Annotated in this window: 14 protein-coding genes and 6 pseudogenes; 14 read left to right on the top strand and 6 right to left on the bottom strand. The window is 42.7% G+C overall.

Annotated elements, in window-relative coordinates:
• Together G7Y90_RS18125 and G7Y90_RS15055 are read right to left on the bottom strand one after the other, a co-directional pair.
• A complete protein-coding gene (locus G7Y90_RS18125; RefSeq protein ID WP_284143753.1) occupies window positions 1–792 on the bottom strand; it encodes an amidohydrolase family protein in 792 nt (263 codons plus the stop codon).
• A complete protein-coding gene (locus G7Y90_RS15055) occupies window positions 732–1,109 on the bottom strand; it encodes a hypothetical protein (RefSeq protein ID WP_250162791.1) in 378 nt (125 codons plus the stop codon). The genes G7Y90_RS18125 and G7Y90_RS15055 overlap by 61 nt, the downstream gene beginning before the upstream one ends.
• Before the next feature lie 480 nt (window positions 1,110–1,589).
• Between G7Y90_RS15055 and arsS the strand changes: the two genes are divergently transcribed.
• The 4 genes from arsS to G7Y90_RS15035 all read left to right on the top strand — a co-directional run bounded on the left by arsS (window position 1,590) and on the right by G7Y90_RS15035 (window position 4,926).
• A complete protein-coding gene (gene arsS, locus G7Y90_RS15050) occupies window positions 1,590–2,639 on the top strand; it encodes an arsenosugar biosynthesis radical SAM (seleno)protein ArsS (protein WP_250162790.1) in 1,050 nt (349 codons plus the stop codon).
• 12 nt (window positions 2,640–2,651) lie between these two features.
• On the top strand, window positions 2,652–3,500 hold the full coding sequence (locus tag G7Y90_RS15045) for a DUF547 domain-containing protein (protein ID WP_250162789.1): 849 nt from the start codon (window positions 2,652–2,654) through the stop codon (window positions 3,498–3,500).
• Window positions 3,501–3,701: 201 nt separating this feature from the next.
• A complete protein-coding gene (locus G7Y90_RS15040) occupies window positions 3,702–4,118 on the top strand; it encodes a glycosyltransferase (RefSeq protein WP_250162788.1) in 417 nt (138 codons plus the stop codon).
• Window positions 4,119–4,272: 154 nt separating this feature from the next.
• A complete protein-coding gene (locus G7Y90_RS15035) occupies window positions 4,273–4,926 on the top strand; it encodes a TIGR04282 family arsenosugar biosynthesis glycosyltransferase (protein WP_250162787.1) in 654 nt (217 codons plus the stop codon).
• A 121-nt stretch (window positions 4,927–5,047) separates the two neighbouring features.
• Here the strand turns inward: G7Y90_RS15035 and mtnP are convergent, their stop codons facing one another.
• Complete coding sequence (gene mtnP, locus G7Y90_RS15030; protein WP_250162786.1) at window positions 5,048–5,953, bottom strand: S-methyl-5'-thioadenosine phosphorylase; 906 nt, start codon at window positions 5,951–5,953, stop codon at window positions 5,048–5,050.
• 517 nt (window positions 5,954–6,470) lie between these two features.
• On the opposite strand from mtnP, the pseudogene G7Y90_RS15025 reads away from it, so the two are divergent.
• The 4 genes and pseudogenes from G7Y90_RS15025 to G7Y90_RS15010 all read left to right on the top strand — a co-directional run bounded on the left by G7Y90_RS15025 (window position 6,471) and on the right by G7Y90_RS15010 (window position 10,089).
• Window positions 6,471–7,488, top strand: a pseudogene (locus G7Y90_RS15025) (TAXI family TRAP transporter solute-binding subunit).
• Window positions 7,469–7,702, top strand: coding sequence for a hypothetical protein (locus G7Y90_RS15020; RefSeq protein WP_250162785.1), 234 nt, complete (start codon window positions 7,469–7,471; stop codon window positions 7,700–7,702). Before G7Y90_RS15025 ends, G7Y90_RS15020 begins: the two are co-directional and overlap by 20 nt.
• Window positions 7,675–8,028 carry a DUF1850 domain-containing protein gene (locus G7Y90_RS15015; RefSeq protein WP_250162784.1) on the top strand — a complete coding sequence of 118 codons (354 nt, stop codon included), beginning with the start codon at window positions 7,675–7,677 and terminating at the stop codon, window positions 8,026–8,028. Before G7Y90_RS15020 ends, G7Y90_RS15015 begins: the two co-directional genes overlap by 28 nt.
• 10 nt (window positions 8,029–8,038) lie before the next feature.
• Window positions 8,039–10,089, top strand: a pseudogene (locus G7Y90_RS15010) (TRAP transporter permease).
• A 127-nt stretch (window positions 10,090–10,216) separates the two neighbouring features.
• On the opposite strand, the pseudogene lipA reads toward G7Y90_RS15010, so the two are convergent.
• Window positions 10,217–11,235, bottom strand: a pseudogene (gene lipA / locus G7Y90_RS15005) (lipoyl synthase).
• 173 nt (window positions 11,236–11,408) lie between these two features.
• Window positions 11,409–11,775, bottom strand: a pseudogene (locus G7Y90_RS15000) (carboxymuconolactone decarboxylase family protein).
• Between the two features lie 548 nt (window positions 11,776–12,323).
• Between G7Y90_RS15000 and acnB the strand changes: the two are divergent.
• From acnB to G7Y90_RS14975, 4 genes and pseudogenes are all read left to right on the top strand, one after another.
• A pseudogene (acnB, locus tag G7Y90_RS18120) lies at window positions 12,324–14,905 on the top strand (bifunctional aconitate hydratase 2/2-methylisocitrate dehydratase); the annotation flags it as partial.
• 176 nt (window positions 14,906–15,081) lie between these two features.
• A complete protein-coding gene (locus G7Y90_RS18115) occupies window positions 15,082–15,333 on the top strand; it encodes a DUF805 domain-containing protein (protein ID WP_284143752.1) in 252 nt (83 codons plus the stop codon).
• 13 nt (window positions 15,334–15,346) lie between these two features.
• Window positions 15,347–15,541 (top strand): DUF805 domain-containing protein, encoded by a 195-nt coding sequence (locus tag G7Y90_RS18110; RefSeq protein ID WP_349773366.1) that lies wholly within the window; start codon window positions 15,347–15,349, stop codon window positions 15,539–15,541.
• A 178-nt stretch (window positions 15,542–15,719) separates the two neighbouring features.
• Window positions 15,720–16,163 carry a PACE efflux transporter gene (locus G7Y90_RS14975; protein WP_238048655.1) on the top strand — a complete coding sequence of 148 codons (444 nt, stop codon included), beginning with the start codon at window positions 15,720–15,722 and terminating at the stop codon, window positions 16,161–16,163.
• Window positions 16,164–16,287: 124 nt separating this feature from the next.
• Here G7Y90_RS14975 and G7Y90_RS14970 read toward each other — a convergent pair.
• Window positions 16,288–17,081: pseudogene (locus tag G7Y90_RS14970) on the bottom strand (enoyl-CoA hydratase/isomerase family protein).
• 470 nt (window positions 17,082–17,551) lie between these two features.
• Here G7Y90_RS14970 and G7Y90_RS14965 point away from each other — a divergent pair.
• Both G7Y90_RS14965 and G7Y90_RS14960 read left to right on the top strand, forming a co-directional pair.
• Entirely contained in the window at window positions 17,552–17,884 is a 333-nt protein-coding gene (locus tag G7Y90_RS14965) for an alpha/beta fold hydrolase (protein ID WP_250162782.1), read from the top strand.
• Between the two features lie 4 nt (window positions 17,885–17,888).
• Entirely contained in the window at window positions 17,889–18,362 is a 474-nt protein-coding gene (locus G7Y90_RS14960; protein ID WP_250162781.1) for an alpha/beta fold hydrolase, read from the top strand.
• Window positions 18,363–18,743: the final 381 nt, after the last annotated feature.

The raw sequence follows: 18,743 nt of genomic DNA, 5'->3' as shown, positions 1-18,743 counted from the left end.
TCACGAGCATAGGCTTTGACAAATCTCGTTCAGTTCATCTGGGCTGACACTTGGTAGACCGCGGCAGTCCTTTTCACAATCTGGAACTGGCGTGAGATAAGGTTGGCTAAAATAGGCGGTCTTGCCTTGTGGCGAGCCATCTGCAACGATTTTGGTACCCTGTACTTTAAAACCGTTTTTATAGGTTTTCCATACGAAGTTTTTATCAGCCAAATTCTCATCTAAGTCACTCACTCCTGCCAGTGCGACCAAGTCAATTTTAAGTTTACCTGCATCGGCTTGTTTTTGAAAAAACTGAATGGTATTACGAGCTGTCGAACCGTTATGCGCCGTCGTTATGCCATTCTTTGCATAATAATCTTGCGTCTGCTCAAAGAATTTGTCTTGATTCGGCGCTAACACTTCTAGCATATTGCGCACGAACGGATACATCGCCGTTTCTTGTACGAGACCGTTTGGTTCATTAGAGCCTTTAATTCGAGCAATATTACCGCCTGCTGGATTTTTACTGTCAGCAGTGATGTTCATCATGGCCAGCGCTTTGCTATTTGCCACGCCCATGTGACCACTTGTGTGTTGTAAATACACTGGATTGTTTGGCAATACTTTATCAATTTCACTTTTGGTCGGATGACGCCCCTCAGCGAGCTGAGTTTCATCATAACCCCAACCAAATATCCAATCGCCATCAGCAATGTTATTGTCCACTTTATAATCTTTTAGCGTTTGCATCATTTTGGGAATACTATCGACTTGACCGATAGGCGGCGGGTTGAGATTGACCTGACCCATGGTGTTCGACACCATATCAAATGACTGTGCGGATCGATAAAGCTGGGTAATAAGGTTTTATCTTGTAGATTAATCTGCGCGGCATTTTTATATTTCGATTGCGCCTCTTGTAAATTGCCCACATAGGCAATCTTGCCCGCTTGGGTGACTAAGGCTTCAGCCATTTGCGGCTGATCACCCTCCATCGTGATGATGTTGCCATTGTAATAGACAGTTGCTGAGTTGCTCATATCCTTGGGCGCGGTCTGCATGGTAGTGCAACCTATGACACTCATTAATCCAATGCTCAGTACAGTTGGTTTTAGTAATGTGCTCATATTCATTACGTTATCCTTAAAGGTGATTTGATGCTTACATCCGTGTGTCAAAGCATGGTACGTGGTGGGCTTTCTATATTCTAAAAGTATTCATATTTTATCAGTGAATGTTGTTTTAAAAGATAGGAATGTTGCAACCAATTTAGCGATAAAGCCTTGTGCGGTCAATGCTATTTAAGAGTTTTGCACTGACAACTGTGGTATTGCCAATTGGATGAGAAGGTCGATCTATAAAGCTGCTGAATATAATATCTTAAAAGCCAAATTGACAAGTGCTGTATGACATCCTACGAGACGTCATGCTCATTTGGCATAAAAGGTGAAAATTAAGATATTAGTTGTCAATACTGTTTCACAATCAGGTATGATTAATTAGATAAAACACAAAGTGATAAGTCTAAAAATGAGATGATAATTTTATGAAATAGTCATAAAAAGCAATTGCTTGCGTGTGAGTTTTTCTTTTTTAACCTTTTATTTTTGCGTTATTACTCTTGCTTTAGAGGTACTACCATCGGGTTTTATACCATTAATGAATCAACTATCGAATTACTCGAACATACAGATTTTCCAACGATTAAACGTCGCGCGCTGACGACACTACAAGTCAATATGGGTTACTTATGTAACATGTCTTGTGTGCATTGTCATGTGGCGGCCAGTCCTTACCGTACAGAGATGATGTCGCGTGAGTTGGTTGAGTTGATTCTACAAGTATTAGTAACACAAAATATTGAGACGCTTGATTTAACGGGTGGTGCCCCTGAGATGCACGAAGACTTTAAGTATTTGGTCACAGCCGCGCGCGCCTTGGGTGTAACAGTGATTGATCGCTGTAATCTGACTATCCTGATGGAAGAAGGCTTTGAGGACATGGCGCAGTTTTTGGCAGACAATGAGGTCGAAGTGGTGGCTTCAATGCCATGTTATTCATTAGAAAATGTCGATAAGCAGCGCGGCAAGGGTGCATTTGATGGCAGTATATTGGGATTGCATAAGCTCAACGCCTTAGGTTATGGCAAAGTGGGTTCAAACTTAACGCTCAACCTCGTTTATAACCCGCAAGGTGCTACGCTACCTCCCAATCAGAAACAACTAGAAGCAGATTATAAGCACGAGTTAAAAGAACATTTCGATATCGAATTCCATCAGTTATTTGCCTTGACCAATATGCCGATTCAGCGCTTTGGTGCGGTGCTATTGGCCAAAAACCAATTCCACCCCTATATGGATTTGCTCAAAGCCAATTATGTGGCTGCTAATTTGACCGAAGTCATGTGCCGATCGACCATCAGTGTCAATTGGTTAGGGGAATTGTTTGATTGTGACTTTAACCAGCAATTAGAGATTCCGGTGCCCAACAAATCCCGTCGTCATCTAAGCGATTTATTAACTCAAAATCCTGCTGGCGATGATATTGCCATTGCAGATCACTGCTATGGCTGTACGGCGGGACAGGGAAGTAGCTGCGGTGGTGCGCTAGAGGAAGAGATAACAGAGCAGGCGATAGAAGAAATATCCTCGATTTAACCGGAGTCAATCATGTCAGTATTTAATAGCCAAAGATTTAATAGTACAAGACTTTTTTTAAGTAGTGGTTTATTGATCAAAACGGCAGTGACCACTTCTATCCTGTTAACCAGTATGGCAAGTTATGCGGATTTTAATCATAGCACTTGGGATAGCTTACTGAATAAAAACGTTACCATGACTAATAGTGGTAAAGCGTCTGTCGTTAATTATAATGGTATGAAAGCGGATAAGAGCAAGCTTGACAGCTATATGGCGGCGACTAGTAAAGTTAGCCAGTCGGAATTTAACGGCTGGAATAAAGACGAGCAATTGGCATTTTTGATCAACGTCTATAATGCTGGCACCGTAGAGCTCGTGTTGACCAAGTATCCTAACATCAAATCAATTAAAGATATCGGTGGCCTCTTTGGCTGGCCATGGAAACAAGATTTTGTCACGCTATTAGGCAAAAAGCGTTCACTTGATGACATCGAGCACAATCTAATCCGTGGCTCAAAACGCTATAACGAACCACGTATTCATTTTGCCGTAAACTGTGCGAGTATTGGCTGTCCAGCCTTGTCAGATGATGCTTTTACAGGCAGTAAATTGGATAAGCAATTAGAACAAGTAACAAGTAAATTCTTAGGCGATAGCAGTCGTAATCGTCTTAAAGGAGGTACGCTTGAGGTATCGCCAATTTTTAAATGGTATAAAGAAGACTTTGAAACCAACTGGCGCGGTACGAATAATCTAGAAGGGTTTTTGGCTCGTTACAGCTCGTCTTTAGGGCTTAATAAGTCGCAAACCACTGATCTAAAAGCGGGTAAAACGAAGATTGGCTATACCAATTATAATTGGAACCTTAATAAGAAATAATGGTAATAAAAAATAAAAGTGAGCGCTGCTAATTGTAATGGCTAAGATTTCGATAATTATTCCAGTACTCAATGAAGCAGATAATTTGCCTCTATTGTTTGATAATATCAATAGGTTAAATCCAAAACCGCAGCAAGTAAGGTTGATGGTGGCTCAAACGATGATTCTATTGCCATGATCCGAAGTTTTATTAATGAGTTAATGCCTGATAATGATCGTAAAATTGATTGGCAAATGACTGAGTCTAAAGCAGGGCGCGCGCTGCAAATGAATACAGGTGCAGCGTTAGCAACTGGTGAGGTATTACTTTTTTTGCATGCCGATACGCAATTGCCAATGGATGCTATAGAGAGTGTTTCTGAGGCGATGAAACGGGCAGAGTGGGGACGTTTTAATGTGCAAATAGCCAGTCGTCAACTGATACTGCGATTGGTCAGTCAAATGATAATTAGCTCACGGTTGAGCGGAATCGCGACAGGCGACCAAGCTATTTTTATTAGCCAGTCTTTATTTGAGCAAATCGGTGGCTATCCTAACCAAGCGTTGATGGAAGATGTCGAGCTTTGCAAACAGCTAAAAGGTAAGCAGTTAAAAATATTGCTAAACCTGCTTGTCTGAAAAGCCAAGTCATTACTTCGGCAAGACGTTGGCAACAGCACGGCAATTGGCGGACGATTATTTTGATGTGGCACCTACGATTTGATTATTGGCGCGGTGTATCGGCCGATAATATCAAAGCTCGTTATTATAAATAAAAGCATAAACTCTTACCATGAATCAAAAACCACAAACTTGTATTATCCTTTTCGCCAAGTTCCCCGCACAGGACATGGCAAAAACGCGCTTGCAACCCGCGCTTGGCATTGAAGGTGCCGCGCAAATGGCACGTAGACTGCTATTGCATAGTATAGAGCAGGCCTTAGCTACTGGCTTTGCCGTGGAGTTATGCGTCAGTCCTGCGCCAACTGATCCATGCTGGCAAGCGCTTAATTTGCCTGACTCGCTGCAATGGTCAGCACAAGCAGATGGTGATTTGGGTTTGCGTATGTTAACCGCCAGTCAGCGTGCGTTACACCCTCTCGAAACGAAACGCTTTGAACAGGTTTTATTAATCGGTACGGACTGTCCTAGTCTCACAACTATTCGTATTCGACAGGCTGCCCAACAGTTAGAAACACAAGATAGCGTGATGATTCCGGCTTTTGATGGTGGTTATGTGCTGTTTGGTTTTAAGCAAGTTGCTGCTCGTTTATTTAGCACTATCGAATGGAGTACAGCGAGCGTAGCAAAGGTCACTCAACAGCGCTTGGCAGAATTGAGCTGGTCTGTAGCGTTGTTAGCGCCTTTGCCTGATATCGATGAGCCTGAAGATTTACCGTATTTACCTGAATGTTGGCTTGGTGATTGCAAGTTTATTGAGAACTAAGAATTGATAACGTCTTATCATTTGAGATTTTTAGGTGTTAAAAAGCCATCAAACTATTGTGTAGACCCTATTGGGTTGATTATAGTTTGATGGCTTTTTTGTTGACCATAAATGCATACTGCTAAGGCAATAATACTAAAAGTCTGGTCTTGGTCTCATCGCTCATCGCTTCTACTGGCGTTACTAACGCTTGAGCTAAAGCTGTATGGGCAATAGAGTCAGGCTGTTCTGCTGCTAGTAGGTCGACCGCTTGTTTAATAACGTGCTGCGCATTATCGGCGTTTTTCATCAAATTCTGAATAGCATAATCGGCACTAACGGCTTCCTCATTCGGATGCCAACAATCAAAATCTGTCACTAATGCGAGTGTTGCGTAAGCCATACTCGCTTCACGTGCAAGCTTGGCCTCTGGCATATTGGTCATGCCGATGATGTCCGCTTGCATCTGCCGATACCAGTTTGACTCTGCACGAGTGGAAAACTGCGGCCCTTCGATACAGACATACGTGGCTTTTGCATGACATTGACCTTCAGCTATCTGCGCCTGAGTATAAGCACGCGTTAGAATATCCGCGACTTTAGGACATAAAGGATCAGCCATCGCGACGTGTGCCACTGCTCCTTCCCCAAAAAAACTACTTTTTCGATGCTTAGTCATATCAATCATTTGATCGGGAATGACCATATCTAAGGGTTTAAGCGCTTCTCTTAATGAGCCCACTGCCGATACCGAAATGACGTAACGTACGCCCAAAGTTTTGAGGGCATAAATATTGGCGCGATAAGGCACTTCGGAAGGGGTGAGTTTGTGACCTTGACCATGACGAGTTAGAAAAGCGACCTTTACGCCATTTAATTCACCTAAGACAATATCATCAGAGGGTTTGCCGTAAGGCGTCGATATGCTGACACTACGTTTATTGGTTAAATCTTGCATCTGATAAAGACCACTACCGCCAATGATGGCGATATCGGCAGATACTAATGCTGATACTGCCGCTGACTTTTCTACACTAGATATTGTCATAAAGGTTTTCCCTATTTTTAGAGTAACAGATAACGTTGCCAAGATATGTGGTGACGAATTTATAAATTTAGACGGGATCTACTTTAAGTGAGCTGCCTTACAAGATAACGGCTTAGGGTTTATATATAAAATATAATCAATCCTACAGTATGGTAAAAGTGCATTAAGAGCTACCATCTAGTCATTTTATATCAGTATTTTTTTGTCAAATAACAAATAGTCTCGTTTATATTTAGATGATTATAAAGGTTTACAATAAACACAGACTTTGGTTAAATGAATTATATTATGAAACATTGTTCCGCATAGAAAAACTATATTTGGCTATTGATTCATTACAAGAACTGCTGCGCCTTTACTTAAATAGCTTCGCATATAAAGTGTGAGTGTAGAGGGAATCTGGATGGCAGTTTATTTATAGCAAGAATTGCTATATTATTACAGGTCTGTAACGCATCACTATTGATATATTGATGCCGTTAAGTGTATTAACTCGATTATTTCAAGGATGAATTCAATGCTCAACTCTCTAAAATCTCCGTTACTTTTATCAGCAATGTTAAGCGCCACTTTAGGTCTGACAGCATGCTCATCACCAAGTTCAGAAAGTACAGACAGTACGGCAACAGATAGCGCTGCTACTGACACTGCCGCCGACAAGCTGGATACCAAGTTTCTGACCATCGCCACTGGCGGAGCATCTGGCCCTTATAACATCATCGGCACTTCATTATCAGAAGTCTATGTCAAAACCTTTGGGGTCAACTCAAAACACAAACTACTGGGGCTTCAGTCGAAAATGTCAATCTATTGACCCAAGGTAAAGTCGATATGGTATTGGCGCTTAGTGATGTAGTCACCGACGCGGTCGAAGGCAAAAACAACTTTGATAAGCCAATAACCAACATCCAACAGATTGCAGTCTTGTACCCTAATGTGGTGCAAATTGTCACCACCAAAAAATCTGGCATCAAAAATATTGAAGACTTACGTGGTAAGCGCATCGCTGTGGGCGATCAAGGCTCTGGCACAGAAGTAAATGCTCGGACGCTATTAGAAGGGTTTGGTATCACATATGATGACGTTACCGTTGATTATTTAGGCTTTCGGAAGCAGCGGACGGTATGAAAGCGGGTAAAATTGAAGCGGCTTTCTTTAGTAGTGGTCTGCCAAACTCTTCATTGATGGAGCTAGAGCAGGGCTTAGACTTACAGTTGATCACCATCAATCAAGACAAGCTACAAGAAATCATTGCGACTAAGCCTTACTTTAAGACCTTTGAGATTCCTGCTGGCACTTATGGCAATGACGCCGCGATTCCAACCGCAGCAATCATGAATGCTCTATTGGTTAGCTCTGAGTTGTCTGAAGCAGATGGTTACAAGCTGACCAAAGCGTTATTTGACAATTTAGACGGTCTAAAAACAGCGCACCAAGCGGCTAATGATATTAGCTTAGCAACCGCTCGTGAAGGTATGGTCGCACCTATCCATCCTGGCGCTAAAAAGTACTATGATGAGCAAGCAGCTAAATAAGCGTTTAGGGTTATTGATTGGCGTGGCAGGCATTGCCGCGCTGGTTTTTTTTACGCTATGGCATCTCTTTGTTCGTCAGCCTGTGGTGGAAGTGCGTGTTGCAGGCGTTGACGGTGCTAACGACAAGGTTTGCTACTTTGTCGAGCCAAATTTTCAATTGCGCTGGATACACTCTGTAGAAAAACAATGGGGGAAGAGCAATACCAACGTATAGACAGCAGCAGTACAGAAGACGCTGAATTGCTGCTGACCACCACTTATTTTGAAGCTTTTGGGGCGGGTACACCCTCAACCGAAGCACTTGCTCCCATACAAAAACCTGGCTATCTGGGTTATCAAATCAATGAGAAATTGCCTAAGCTCAATTGGGTGGTCTCACGGCTTACCAAAGGTGAGATTGACTATGGTAATTACCAGATGCTCATTCATCGCTGGGTGCCAGACTATTCTGAAGTAACGATCATGCCGAAAACGTATGGTTTCATTGATAGATTTAACAAGGACTTGTGTCATGAACTCCCAAGTGATGGATCACAATAATGTGACAACGATGTCAGATAACCATATCAAGAACGACTTGCCTATACATTCCAACACGGATGCTGATACTCATGTCGACGCTGAACTTGAGGCGCAAGCCCACAATAAAGCCATATTAGAAAAGTATGATAGAGAATCCATCACAAGGCACATCACTCAAGGGCCAGTGAAGTATTTTATCGCTGGACTTTGCATTTTATATTCACTGTTTCATTTATATATCACCTTTAATCCCATGCCAGCGCTGCTACAGCGCTCTGTACACGTGGGCATTGGTTTTGCCTTAATTTTCTTAATTTTCCCCGCAAGTAAAAAAAGCAGCCGTCAGCGCGTGGCATGGTATGACTGGATATGGTTTGCCCTGTCATTGTCTGGTATGGCTTATCTCATATATGAGTATCAAGATATCGTGACCTCACGTGGCGGTATGGCCAATCAGATGGATGTGATATTTTCGCTGATTACGGTAGTCTGCGTATTAGAAGGCAGTCGCCGTATCACAGGTTGGATTTTACCGATATTGGCAGGGATATTTTTGGCGTATCCGTTTGTCAGCCATTTGGACTTTATGCCCGATAGGCTGCTGACGCGTCCTTATGACATGGGTGATATTTTTGGTCAATTATTCTTAAAAACGGAAGGTTTATATTCTGTTGCGATTGGTGCATCGGTCACTTTTATCTTCTTATTCATTCTTTTTGGTGCATTCTTAGCGCGCTCAGGGATGGGACAGCTGTTTAATGATTTGGCATTGGCAATCGCGGGTCACAAAAAAGGTGGTCCGGCAAAAGTAGCAGTGATTTCTAGTGGCTTTATGGGTAGTATTAATGGCTCTGCTTTGTCAAACGTGGTCAGTACTGGTGCCTTTACCATTCCACTCATGAAAAAGGTTGGTTACCACAAAGATTTTGCGGGTGCCGTTGAGGCAAGTGCCTCTGTTGGCGGGCAAATATTACCGCCAATTATGGGCGCGAGTGCCTTTATCATGGCGGAGACAACAGGCTTGCCGTATAGCACAATTGCGTTGGCGGCCTTATTGCCAGCGATATTGTATTATCTGGGCGTCATTGCGCAGGTACATTTTCGCGCTGGTCGTCGTGATCTAAAAGGTATCGCTAAAGAAAGCTTGCCAGCCGTGAAAGAAGTGTTAAAAGCCCGCGGTCATATGCTGCTACCGATTGTATTTTTGATTTTCTTATTAATCAGAAATGTGCCCGTCGGATATGCAGCGGCTTATACCATTGGTTTTACTGTCGTAGTTAGTATGCTGCGAAAAGAGACCAGGATGGGTTTCTCTGACATTTTGGGTGCATTAGAAGATGGCGCACGCCAGTCGCTCGCGGTCATGGCAGCTTGTGCAGTCGTCGGTATTATCATCGGAGTCGTGAGTCTAACCAGCTTTGGAACGGTGATGACCTCATCAATTGTCACACTTGGTGCAGGGTCATTATTTTTCACGCTCATTTTGACCATGCTTGCCTCGATGGTATTGGGCATGGGACTACCGTCTATTCCTGCCTATATTATTACGGCAACGATGGCAGCACCCGCCTTAGCTGGCTTTGATATCCCAATTTTATCAGCGCACATGTTTGTTTTCTACTTTGGTATTTTTGCCAATATTACACCGCCTGTGTGTCTAGCCGCCTTTGCTGGTGCGGGCATATCTGGTGGCGATCCGATGAAGACAGGGTTCTTATCGCTCAAACTGGCACTCGCCGGATTTATCGTGCCGTTTATGTTTATCTATAGTCCAGCGATGTTAATGATTGATCCTACTGGGCTTGCGGTAACTGCTAAGGACTTCCCGCTACCACCTATTATCGATATTATCACGGTAGTATTGACATCAATTACGGGTGTTCTCGCACTTAGTGCAGCATTAGAGGGTTATTTTAAAAGCGATATGAGCCCAGTAACACGCGTTATTTTGGCAATCGGAGCTTTGCTATTATCTATCCTGGAATAACGACTGGTCTAGTGGGTGGCGTGATCGTTATTGCTATCGCCATCCTTAATACTAGAAACAGTGGCGAGCCAACGCCCACTTTAACCATTTAAGACGTTTCGGTTGAAGGTTTTAATAATTCGTTAAAGTCATAAAAAAGGGTGAATAACAGTTTATGTTATTCACCCTTTTTACATGCTTAACTTAATTTTTAAGTATTAGCTCATTAAACCCTGACACTTAACAACCAAGTTTGCCTTCTGCTGCCAAGGCTTTTTTACTACGAATTGGTGCAGGGCAGTCTTCACCGTAATATTGACGATCGGCAAAATAGCTTGAGCGTACCATCGGGCCTGCCCAAATATTAAAGAAGCCAATCTTTTTGCCATAATCCATATAACGTTGGAACTCATCTGGATGCACATAGCGATCAACGGGCGCATGATTCTTACTAGGTTGCAGGTACTGACCAACCGTAATCATATCCACATTGTGCGCTTTTAGGTCATCAAGCAGAGCATAAATCTCTTCTTCAGTCTCACCAAGGCCAACCATAAAACCGCACTTGGTGGCAATATCAGGGCGACGCTCTTTATAGAGCTTGAGCAAATCTAACGAATGCTGATAGTCAGAACCTGGACGGAAAGCTTTATACAGGCGTGGCACGGTTTCGATATTGTGGTTAAAGACATCTGGTGGTGTTTCTGTCAGTAGGTCTAAAGCCACTTCCATACGACCACGGAAATCTGGCACCAATATTTCAATGAGGCAATTTGGGCTAAGTGCGCGAGATTCATTGAGTACTTCTACGAAGTGCGCAGCACCGCCATCTTTTAGATCGTCACGATCCACAGAGGTGATTACTGCATATTTAAGCTGCAAGCCTAAAATGGTCTCGGCAGTATGGCGCGGCTCATCTGCATCTAGCTCATTTGGACGACCATGACCGACGTCACAGAATGGACAGCGACGGGTACAGATATCACCCATAATCATAAAAGTAGCCGTACCATCAGCGAAGCACTGCGGCAGGTTAGGGCAGGCCGCTTCCTCGCAGACAGTATAGAGCTTCTGCTCACGCAAGGGTAGCTTTGATACGCGCCACTTCAGCAGGTGAGGACATTTTAACCCGAATCCAATCTGGCTTTTCTTTGCCTCGATGGTCGGAATCATTTAATTGGGATACGTGCAACTTTATCGTAGCCACGTAGTTTTTCGCCTTGAATGGCTTTTTTAGGTTTGACCCTAGCAGCAGGCACATGTGTTGTACGGCAGTTGTCATAATAAATTATCTCTTAACCCTTTATAGTGTAAGGGTTTATGGAATTATTAGCATGTTTTCTGAGTGGAGGTATTATAACAGAAATTTAGAGGTCGATTTTTAATCAATCTGTGTTTAACTGACCTTTTTAAGGTTACTGATTTAAGACTACTACGATTGGTTGATTACCATAGTTTTAAAATCTATATCAATATCCAACTCATTCAGGATATCTATGGCAGCACGAAACGCTTCTTGGGTAGCGGGTGCACCGCAATAAGGCAAGCTGTGCATAATACTTCTCGAATCTCAGCGACAGTGCGCCATTATTGATTGCACCTCGAATGTGCCCTTTTAGCTCAGTGGGGCTTTTTTGCGCAATTAAAAAAGCAATAGTGATTAATGAGCGGTATTTGCGTGGTAATACTGAGTCATCTTGCCATGTGCTGCCCCAAGCGTGTTCAATAATCCAGTCTTGTAACGGTTGGGTAAATCCAGTCGTGCTGTCAAGTGAGCGTTTGACGTGCTCTGCTCCCATGACCTCGGTGCGAACTTTGAGACCGTTTTGATAGTTAGCGTTACTTTTTATATACTGTTTTCCATATCGCTGTTTTCCCTATTTTTGTTTTCCATTGCACTACTATCCATATCATCATCCTTAATATTTATTCATTTAGTATATGGCTAATAAAAGCTGTTTTTTCAAGCGCTATTTTTCTAAGTGATTTCTCTAAGCTATCGTATCAAGATGACATTTTATAAAATATCCTACAAAGCGTCTAGCAGGCACAGGTGTTTATTTAATCATAAATCGAGCGGTGCTTGACTAAAATGACAAGCTGTATTCGATTTGCAAGGGTACTCAATCATATTGTTGATGGTACTATTTATATAATAAATGTTCAATATGAGCCCTTTATAACCGCTTTATGAGCCTTTTAAAGGCTGAGCCATTAACATTTAGGGCGTTTTAAGCTATGATGCACCAATAATTATTCCATCCTAGTATTAGACGCAGGCGGTCATGCTGACTACCCACGTAATGTACTAATCTTCCCAACGACGAGGACGACTATTGTGTGTTAAGCTTATCGTAAACATGTCGAAGAACGTGCTGAGCTAGGAACGGTTCCGCTACCACTGAATGAAAAACAAGTAGCAGAGTGGTTGAATACTAAAGAATCCACAGCAGGCGAAGATGCGTTCTTGATGAACGACTGCTAGAAAACCGTATTCCCTGCTGGCGTGACAAGCGGCATACGTTAAAGCGGCGTTTTTAGCAGCGATCCTTAAGGGTGAAACCTCTTCACCACTTATTAGCAAGCAAAAAGCGTTCAAATCTAGGCACGATGCAAGGTGGCTACAACGTTCAACCATTGGTTGCGGCACTGGATGACGCGGAAGTGGCACAAGATGCTGAAGCGTTGAAAAAGACGTTACTGGTGTTTTGACGCGTTCAATGACGTGACTGAAAAAGCAGAAGCAGGCAATGCTATCGCTAAAGAAGTGGTTCAATCTTGGGCTGACGCTGAATGGTTCTTGAACCGTGATGCTGTACCAGCAAAGACGACTTACACGACGTTTAAAGTGACTGGCGAAACCAACACCGATGACTTGTCGCCTGCGCAAGATGCATGGAGCCGTCCTGATATCCCATTGCATTCATTGGCTATGCACAAAAACTCTCGCGATGGCATTACTGCTGACGAAGAGGGCGTTGTCGGTCCAATGAAGCAAATCGAAGCGTTAAAAGAAAAAGGCCATCCACTCGCTTATGTTGGTGACGTGGTAGGTACTGGCTCTAGCCGTAAGTCTGCAACCAACTCAGTATTGTGGCTCATGGGCGATGATATCCCTAACGTGCCAAACAAACGTGGCGGCGGTCTCGTATTAGGTAACAATATTGCTCCTATCTTCTTTAATACTATGGAAGATTCTGGCGCATTACCAATCGAAAAAGTAGCCGTTGATAACCTAAACATGGGTGATGTGTTTGACATCTATCCGTATGAAGGCAAAATCACTAAGCATGATTCTGATGAAGTGTTGTCTACGTTCAAATTGAACTCACCAACATTGCTTGATGAAGTTCGTGCTGGCGGTCGTATTCCATTGATCGTTGGTCGTGGTTTGACCAATCGTGCCCGCGCATACATGGGTCTTGGACATTCAGATATCTTTGCTAAGCCAGAAGAGCCAGTTGATACGGGTAAAGGCTTTACCCTAGCGCAAAAAATGGTCGGCAAAGCTTGTGGTCTAGAAGGCGTACGTCCGGGCATGTACTGTGAGCCTAAAATGACGACTGTAGGATCGCAGGATACGACTGGTCCGATACTCGTGATGAGCTAAAATTTGGCTTGCCTAGGTTTCCAAGCAGACTTAGTAATGCAGTCATTTGTCACACTGCCGCTTATCCAAAGCCAGTTGACGTTGAGACTCAGCACACACTACCTGACTTTATGAACCGTGGCGGCGTAAGCTTACGTCCAGGCGATGGTATCATTCATAGCTGGTTGAACCGTATGCTACTTCCAGATACCGTTGGTACTGGTGGTGACTCGCATACTCGTTTCCCAATGGGTATCTCATTCCCAGCAGGTTCTGGTCTAGTAGCATTCGCAGCAGCAACTGGTGTGATGCCACTTGATATGCCTGAATCTGTCCGTGTACGCTTCGTTGGCGAACGTCAGGCTGGAATCACGTTGCGTGACTTGGTTCATGCGATTCCTTATCAAGCGATCAAAGAAGGTCTATTGACCGTTGATAAGAAAGGCAAAATCAACGAGTTTAATGGTCGTATCTTAGAGATCGAAGGTCTAGAAGACTTAACCGCTGAGCAAGCGTTTGAGTTATCTGATGCCTCAGCTGAGCGTAGTGCTGCTGGTTGTACCATCACTTTGTCTGAAGCATCGGTGACTGAGTATTTAAACTCAAACATCACGTTACTTAAGTGGATGATCTCAGAAGGCTATGGCGATGCACGTACTATCAGCCGTCGTATCGAGCAGATGCAAGAATGGCTAGCGAACCCAAGCCTATTACGTGCTGATGCTGATGCAGAATACGCCATCGATATGACTATCGATATGAGCACCATCAAAGAGCCTATCCTTTGCTGCCCGAACGATCCAGACGATGCAAAAACATTGGCTGATGTCGCTGGCGATACCATTGATGAAGTGTTCATTGGTTCATGTATGACCAACATCGGTCATTTCCGTGCTGCGGGTAAGCTACTACAAGACGTACCAGCAGGAAGCCTCAAGACTCGTCTATGGATTGCGCCACCTACTAAGATGGATGCGCGTCAGTTGATGGAAGAAGGTTACTACAACATCTACGCTCAAGCCGGCGCTCGTACTGAGATGCCAGGTTGTTCACTATGTATGGGTAACCAAGCACGTATCGCACCGAAGTCTACGGCGGTATCGACGTCAACTCGTAACTTCCCGAATCGTTTGGGTCAAGGCGCTAACGTATACCTAGCTTCTGCAGAGCTTGCAGCCGTAGCAGCGGTACTTGGTAAATTGCCAACCAACGAAGAATATCAGCAGTACGCTGGTATGCTTGATAGCATGGGCGAGGAAGTGTATCAGTACATGAACTTCGATCGTATGGATTCTTATACTGAAGAAGCCGACAAAATTAACGTTGCTCAGTTGACCTAATTTTGGTTTGAAAATTTAGATTATTTAAAACGAACCTCGTGTCTTATGATGCGAGGTTTTTTGTTAAGGATAAAAGTTCAAAAATATCAATAAGTCTTTGCAAACTTTTATTGAGTAATTATAATGCAAGCTGCTCATTAATCTTAATCAGCGACTTTCACCTTTAGAGACTAAAAATGACAAATCCGATAGAAAGTAGAAGTATGCTTGATAAAGCGACGCCGCCACCTTTGAACAACTCTGTAATGGCTAATAATCATAGCGCTGAAGCAAACTATGGCATCATCGACTGGTTCAAAAAAGGCTTGAGAAATTATACCAATTTCTCTGGGCGCGCTCGCCGTAAAGAGTACTGGTATTTCTTGCTTATACAAACAGGGTTAATGATTATTGCTATGATCCTAGATCCTAGATACGATCATCTTTGATACAGGCGTAGGGTTGTTTTATATACTAGTTGCACTCGGTTTGTTCATACCAAACTTAGCGGTTACTATACGTAGATTGCACGATACCAATCGCTCAGGATGGTGGATTTTAATATCACTTATTCCATTATTAGGTATTTTATTGATTATATTTCTTGCAAGCGACACTAAGCATGAAACAAATCAATGGGGTCAACCAGCAAAATAAGCGATTTTTGATGTCTGATTTTGACATAAGCACTAACTGATTTTCCCGGTTATATTAGGTATAATATAGCAGCAGGCGGAAACCGTGGCTCTGTACTGAATCTATCTTTTCTATCTCGGGACGGACCGATACTTTGATAGGCACTTTTTGTTTACGCTTAAGTGCTTTGGAGTCTTGGTTGATTACTTTATCCCCACTCAAACGTCGTATCGTCTATGTGACTATTTTCGAGCTTATCGCTATCATTTCTTCTACTTTCGTATTGATGAAGCTGAGCGGTAGCGACGCGGCAGAATCCTTACCAGTTGCTGTGATGGTGTCATTGGCAGCAGTGATTTGGAACTTCTTATATAATACAGCTTTTGAAGCGTGGGAACGTCGCAAGCAGGTGGCAAAGCGTACCTTACTCATTCGCAGTGCGCATGCTTTAGGATTTGAAGGCGGCTTGGTATTGATTTGCTTACCACTTTATATGATTTGGTATGATGTTGGCTTAATCAAAGCTTTTATGATGGAGGCGGCGTTACTGCTATTTTTCTTGGTTTATACCTTTATCTTTACCTTGGGTTTTGACAAGATATTTACCTTACCGCATCATTATAAAACAGCCTCTGATTCTTAAGAGTTAAAAGTGTTACTTAAAGATATGTTAAATACGAAATTTTTTTATATCGTATGACCTAAAAAAAAGGCTGCCATTAGGTAGCCTTTTTGATGATAGCGCAAAACAGAGTGTGATCAGGTTATTATTTACCTTGATAAACCGGCTTACGTTTTTCCATAAAGGCGGTAATACCTTCTTTAAAATCATCCGTTTTAGCAAGCATGGTCTGTTGATCCACTTCCATATCGAGCGCTTCATTGAGGCCCATATAAGCGTGCGTATTATATGCTTCATTGATGCCAATGCTTTTCCAGGCAGATTGCTCAGGCGCGTTGCCAATGCTAGTACGCTAGCATCCAGCTCGTCGCTACTGACCACATCATTAACCAAGTTTAAGCGTGCCATATCTTCCGCTTTGAGTTTATCGCCAAGCATGACCATCTCAGTGGTTTTAGCCACACCGATCAATTGATTCAGTAAATAAATGCCGCCAGCATCTGGTATTAGACCGATATTGACAAAGGCTTGCACGAATTTGGCATTATCAGCGGCTATGCGAAAATCACAAGTCAGTGCCAAGTTCATGCCAGCACCTGCCACTGCGCCTTCTAATTTGGCGATAATAGGCTTATGAATATTACGCAACTTTAAGCTAATCTCAGCGACTTCGCCAACCATAAAGTTTAGCTTATTCGACAGCGCCTCGCTTTCCATGCCGTTTTCTAACATCTCACCGATATGGCCGCCACTTGAAAAGTTATTGCCTGCGCCTTGCAGGATGATGATTCTGACGTCTTTGTCTTCATCTGCGTTCGTCAGTGTATTCATCATGGCATCTTTGAGCACTGTGCTAAAGGCATTCAGTGTTTTGGGATCGTTCATCGTGATGGTTGCGATATGGTTTTCTACTTGATATTCGACGAGAGGGTGTGACATGGTTGATATCCTTAATTGAGTTTTCTGTAAAACGTTTTGGTAACACTAGCTATTGGCAGTAAATGTGACAAATAATGCAATGCCAAATACTATAGCAGTTTGAGCTTATTATAAAAGCAGGATCTTTGCGCGCTTAAGACATGATTCAGGTATGGTGTTTTTTGCTGCTATCATATTGCTAAAGCTATTAAACCTACCATTCAAAAATAAGGCTACTATCTGTAGAAAGGTTGAATTATGCTAGGGTATGTCCTCAATTCAATCAAGCATTCTCTACATGGGCTAAAAATGGCTAAATTTTGCCAAACTGCGTCAAATAGCTGATGAATATCTCGATATTATTTGTGCTATTTTCCTTGTTTGGTGGCAATCCATCTCATTTTTTTACCATTTTTAAAATGAAGAGACGCCCTAGAAGGCAGGTTTTAAAAGACTGATTTTTTATTTATTAAACCAACAAGGAAGTGGTTATGCCAATTATTAATGTCAATAATGTTGAACTTTATTACGAAGACAGCGCACCAAATGATAGGCAAAAACCCGTCATGGTATTTGCCCACGGACTGCTGTGGAATACTCATCTGTTCGACAGGCAAGTCGAGTATTTTAAAGCCGGTTATCGCTGCATTGCTTTTGATTTTCGGGGGCAAGGTCAGTCTGCAATAACCAAATCTGGCTACGATATGGAAACCTTAACCGAGGATACATTGGCATTATTAGAGGCACTAGATATTCATAAATGTCATTTTTTAGGGTTATCGATGGTGGGTTTGTCGCCCAGCGTGTCGCACTCAACGCCCTGATTTATTGCTGTCGCTTACCCTGTTAGAGACTTCTGCTGATCCTGAAGATCCCAAAAACGTGCCGCAGTATCGTAAGCTAGTCAAAGCCATTCGTTGGTTGGGTCTCAAGCGCGTGAGTAACAAGGTCATGCCTATTATGTTTGGCAATACTTTTTTGACAGATAAGTTGCGTAACTCTGACCGTAAGCAGTGGTTAACGATGCTACAAGGCAATCGCAAAGGCGGAGTCATTAAGGCCACAATGGGCGTCATTGAGCGGGCAGGCACCTACGATCAGCTAGGGAGTATTACGGTGCCGACATTAATCGTGGTCGGTGATGAGGACACAGCAACCCCTTATTCAAAGGCTGAACGTATGCATTTTGCGATAGCAGGGTCTAAATTGGCAGTGATCAAGGGCGCTGGTCATACCGCAACCGTAGAAGAGCCTGAGCAGGTCAATCGAGTGATTAACACCTTTCTAGCGGACTGTGTCTAATTTGAGTTGGTCTTGAAATAGCCTTAAATAAGGTATCGTTTTAATAGTAATAGAGTGATGGAACCTTTGTGCTAAAAAAGCCGCTATCTTGAATGTGATAACGGCTTTTTTATTGAATGCATGTAAGAGGTTACATTTAAAATTTGATTTGAAACATTGATTTGAAACATTGATTTGAAACATTGATTTGAAACATTGATTTGAAACATTGATTTGAAACATTGATTTGAAACATTGATTTGAAACATTGATTTGAAACATTGATTTGAAACATTGATTTGAAACATTGATTTGAAACATTGATTTGAAACATTGATTTGAAACATTGATTTGAAACATTGATTTGAAACATTGATTTGAAACATTGATTTGAAACATTGA

It is taken from the genome of Psychrobacter sp. WY6, assembly GCF_018448495.1.
GTDB lineage: Bacteria > Pseudomonadota > Gammaproteobacteria > Pseudomonadales > Moraxellaceae > Psychrobacter.
The sequence above is the reverse complement of the archived record's forward strand: the minus strand, read 5'-3'. Positions and strand labels throughout refer to the sequence as shown.

What these genes read in the sequence shown, in the direction of transcription:
- G7Y90_RS18125 (WP_284143753.1), bottom strand. Translation starts at nt 792, where the DNA reads ATGGGTCAGGTCAATCTCAACCCGCCGCCTATCGGTCAAGTCGATAGT.
- G7Y90_RS15055 (WP_250162791.1), bottom strand. Translation starts at nt 1,109, where the DNA reads ATGAGCACATTACTAAAACCAACTGTACTGAGCATTGGATTAATGAGT.
- G7Y90_RS15045 (WP_250162789.1), top strand. Translation starts at nt 2,652, where the DNA reads ATGTCAGTATTTAATAGCCAAAGATTTAATAGTACAAGACTTTTTTTA.
- G7Y90_RS15040 (WP_250162788.1), top strand. Translation starts at nt 3,702, where the DNA reads ATGCCTGATAATGATCGTAAAATTGATTGGCAAATGACTGAGTCTAAA.
- G7Y90_RS15035 (WP_250162787.1), top strand. Translation starts at nt 4,273, where the DNA reads ATGAATCAAAAACCACAAACTTGTATTATCCTTTTCGCCAAGTTCCCC.
- mtnP (WP_250162786.1), bottom strand. Translation starts at nt 5,953, where the DNA reads ATGACAATATCTAGTGTAGAAAAGTCAGCGGCAGTATCAGCATTAGTA.
- G7Y90_RS15020 (WP_250162785.1), top strand. Translation starts at nt 7,469, where the DNA reads ATGAGCAAGCAGCTAAATAAGCGTTTAGGGTTATTGATTGGCGTGGCA.
- G7Y90_RS15015 (WP_250162784.1), top strand. Translation starts at nt 7,675, where the DNA reads ATGGGGGAAGAGCAATACCAACGTATAGACAGCAGCAGTACAGAAGAC.
- G7Y90_RS18115 (WP_284143752.1), top strand. Translation starts at nt 15,082, where the DNA reads ATGACAAATCCGATAGAAAGTAGAAGTATGCTTGATAAAGCGACGCCG.
- G7Y90_RS14965 (WP_250162782.1), top strand. Translation starts at nt 17,552, where the DNA reads ATGCCAATTATTAATGTCAATAATGTTGAACTTTATTACGAAGACAGC.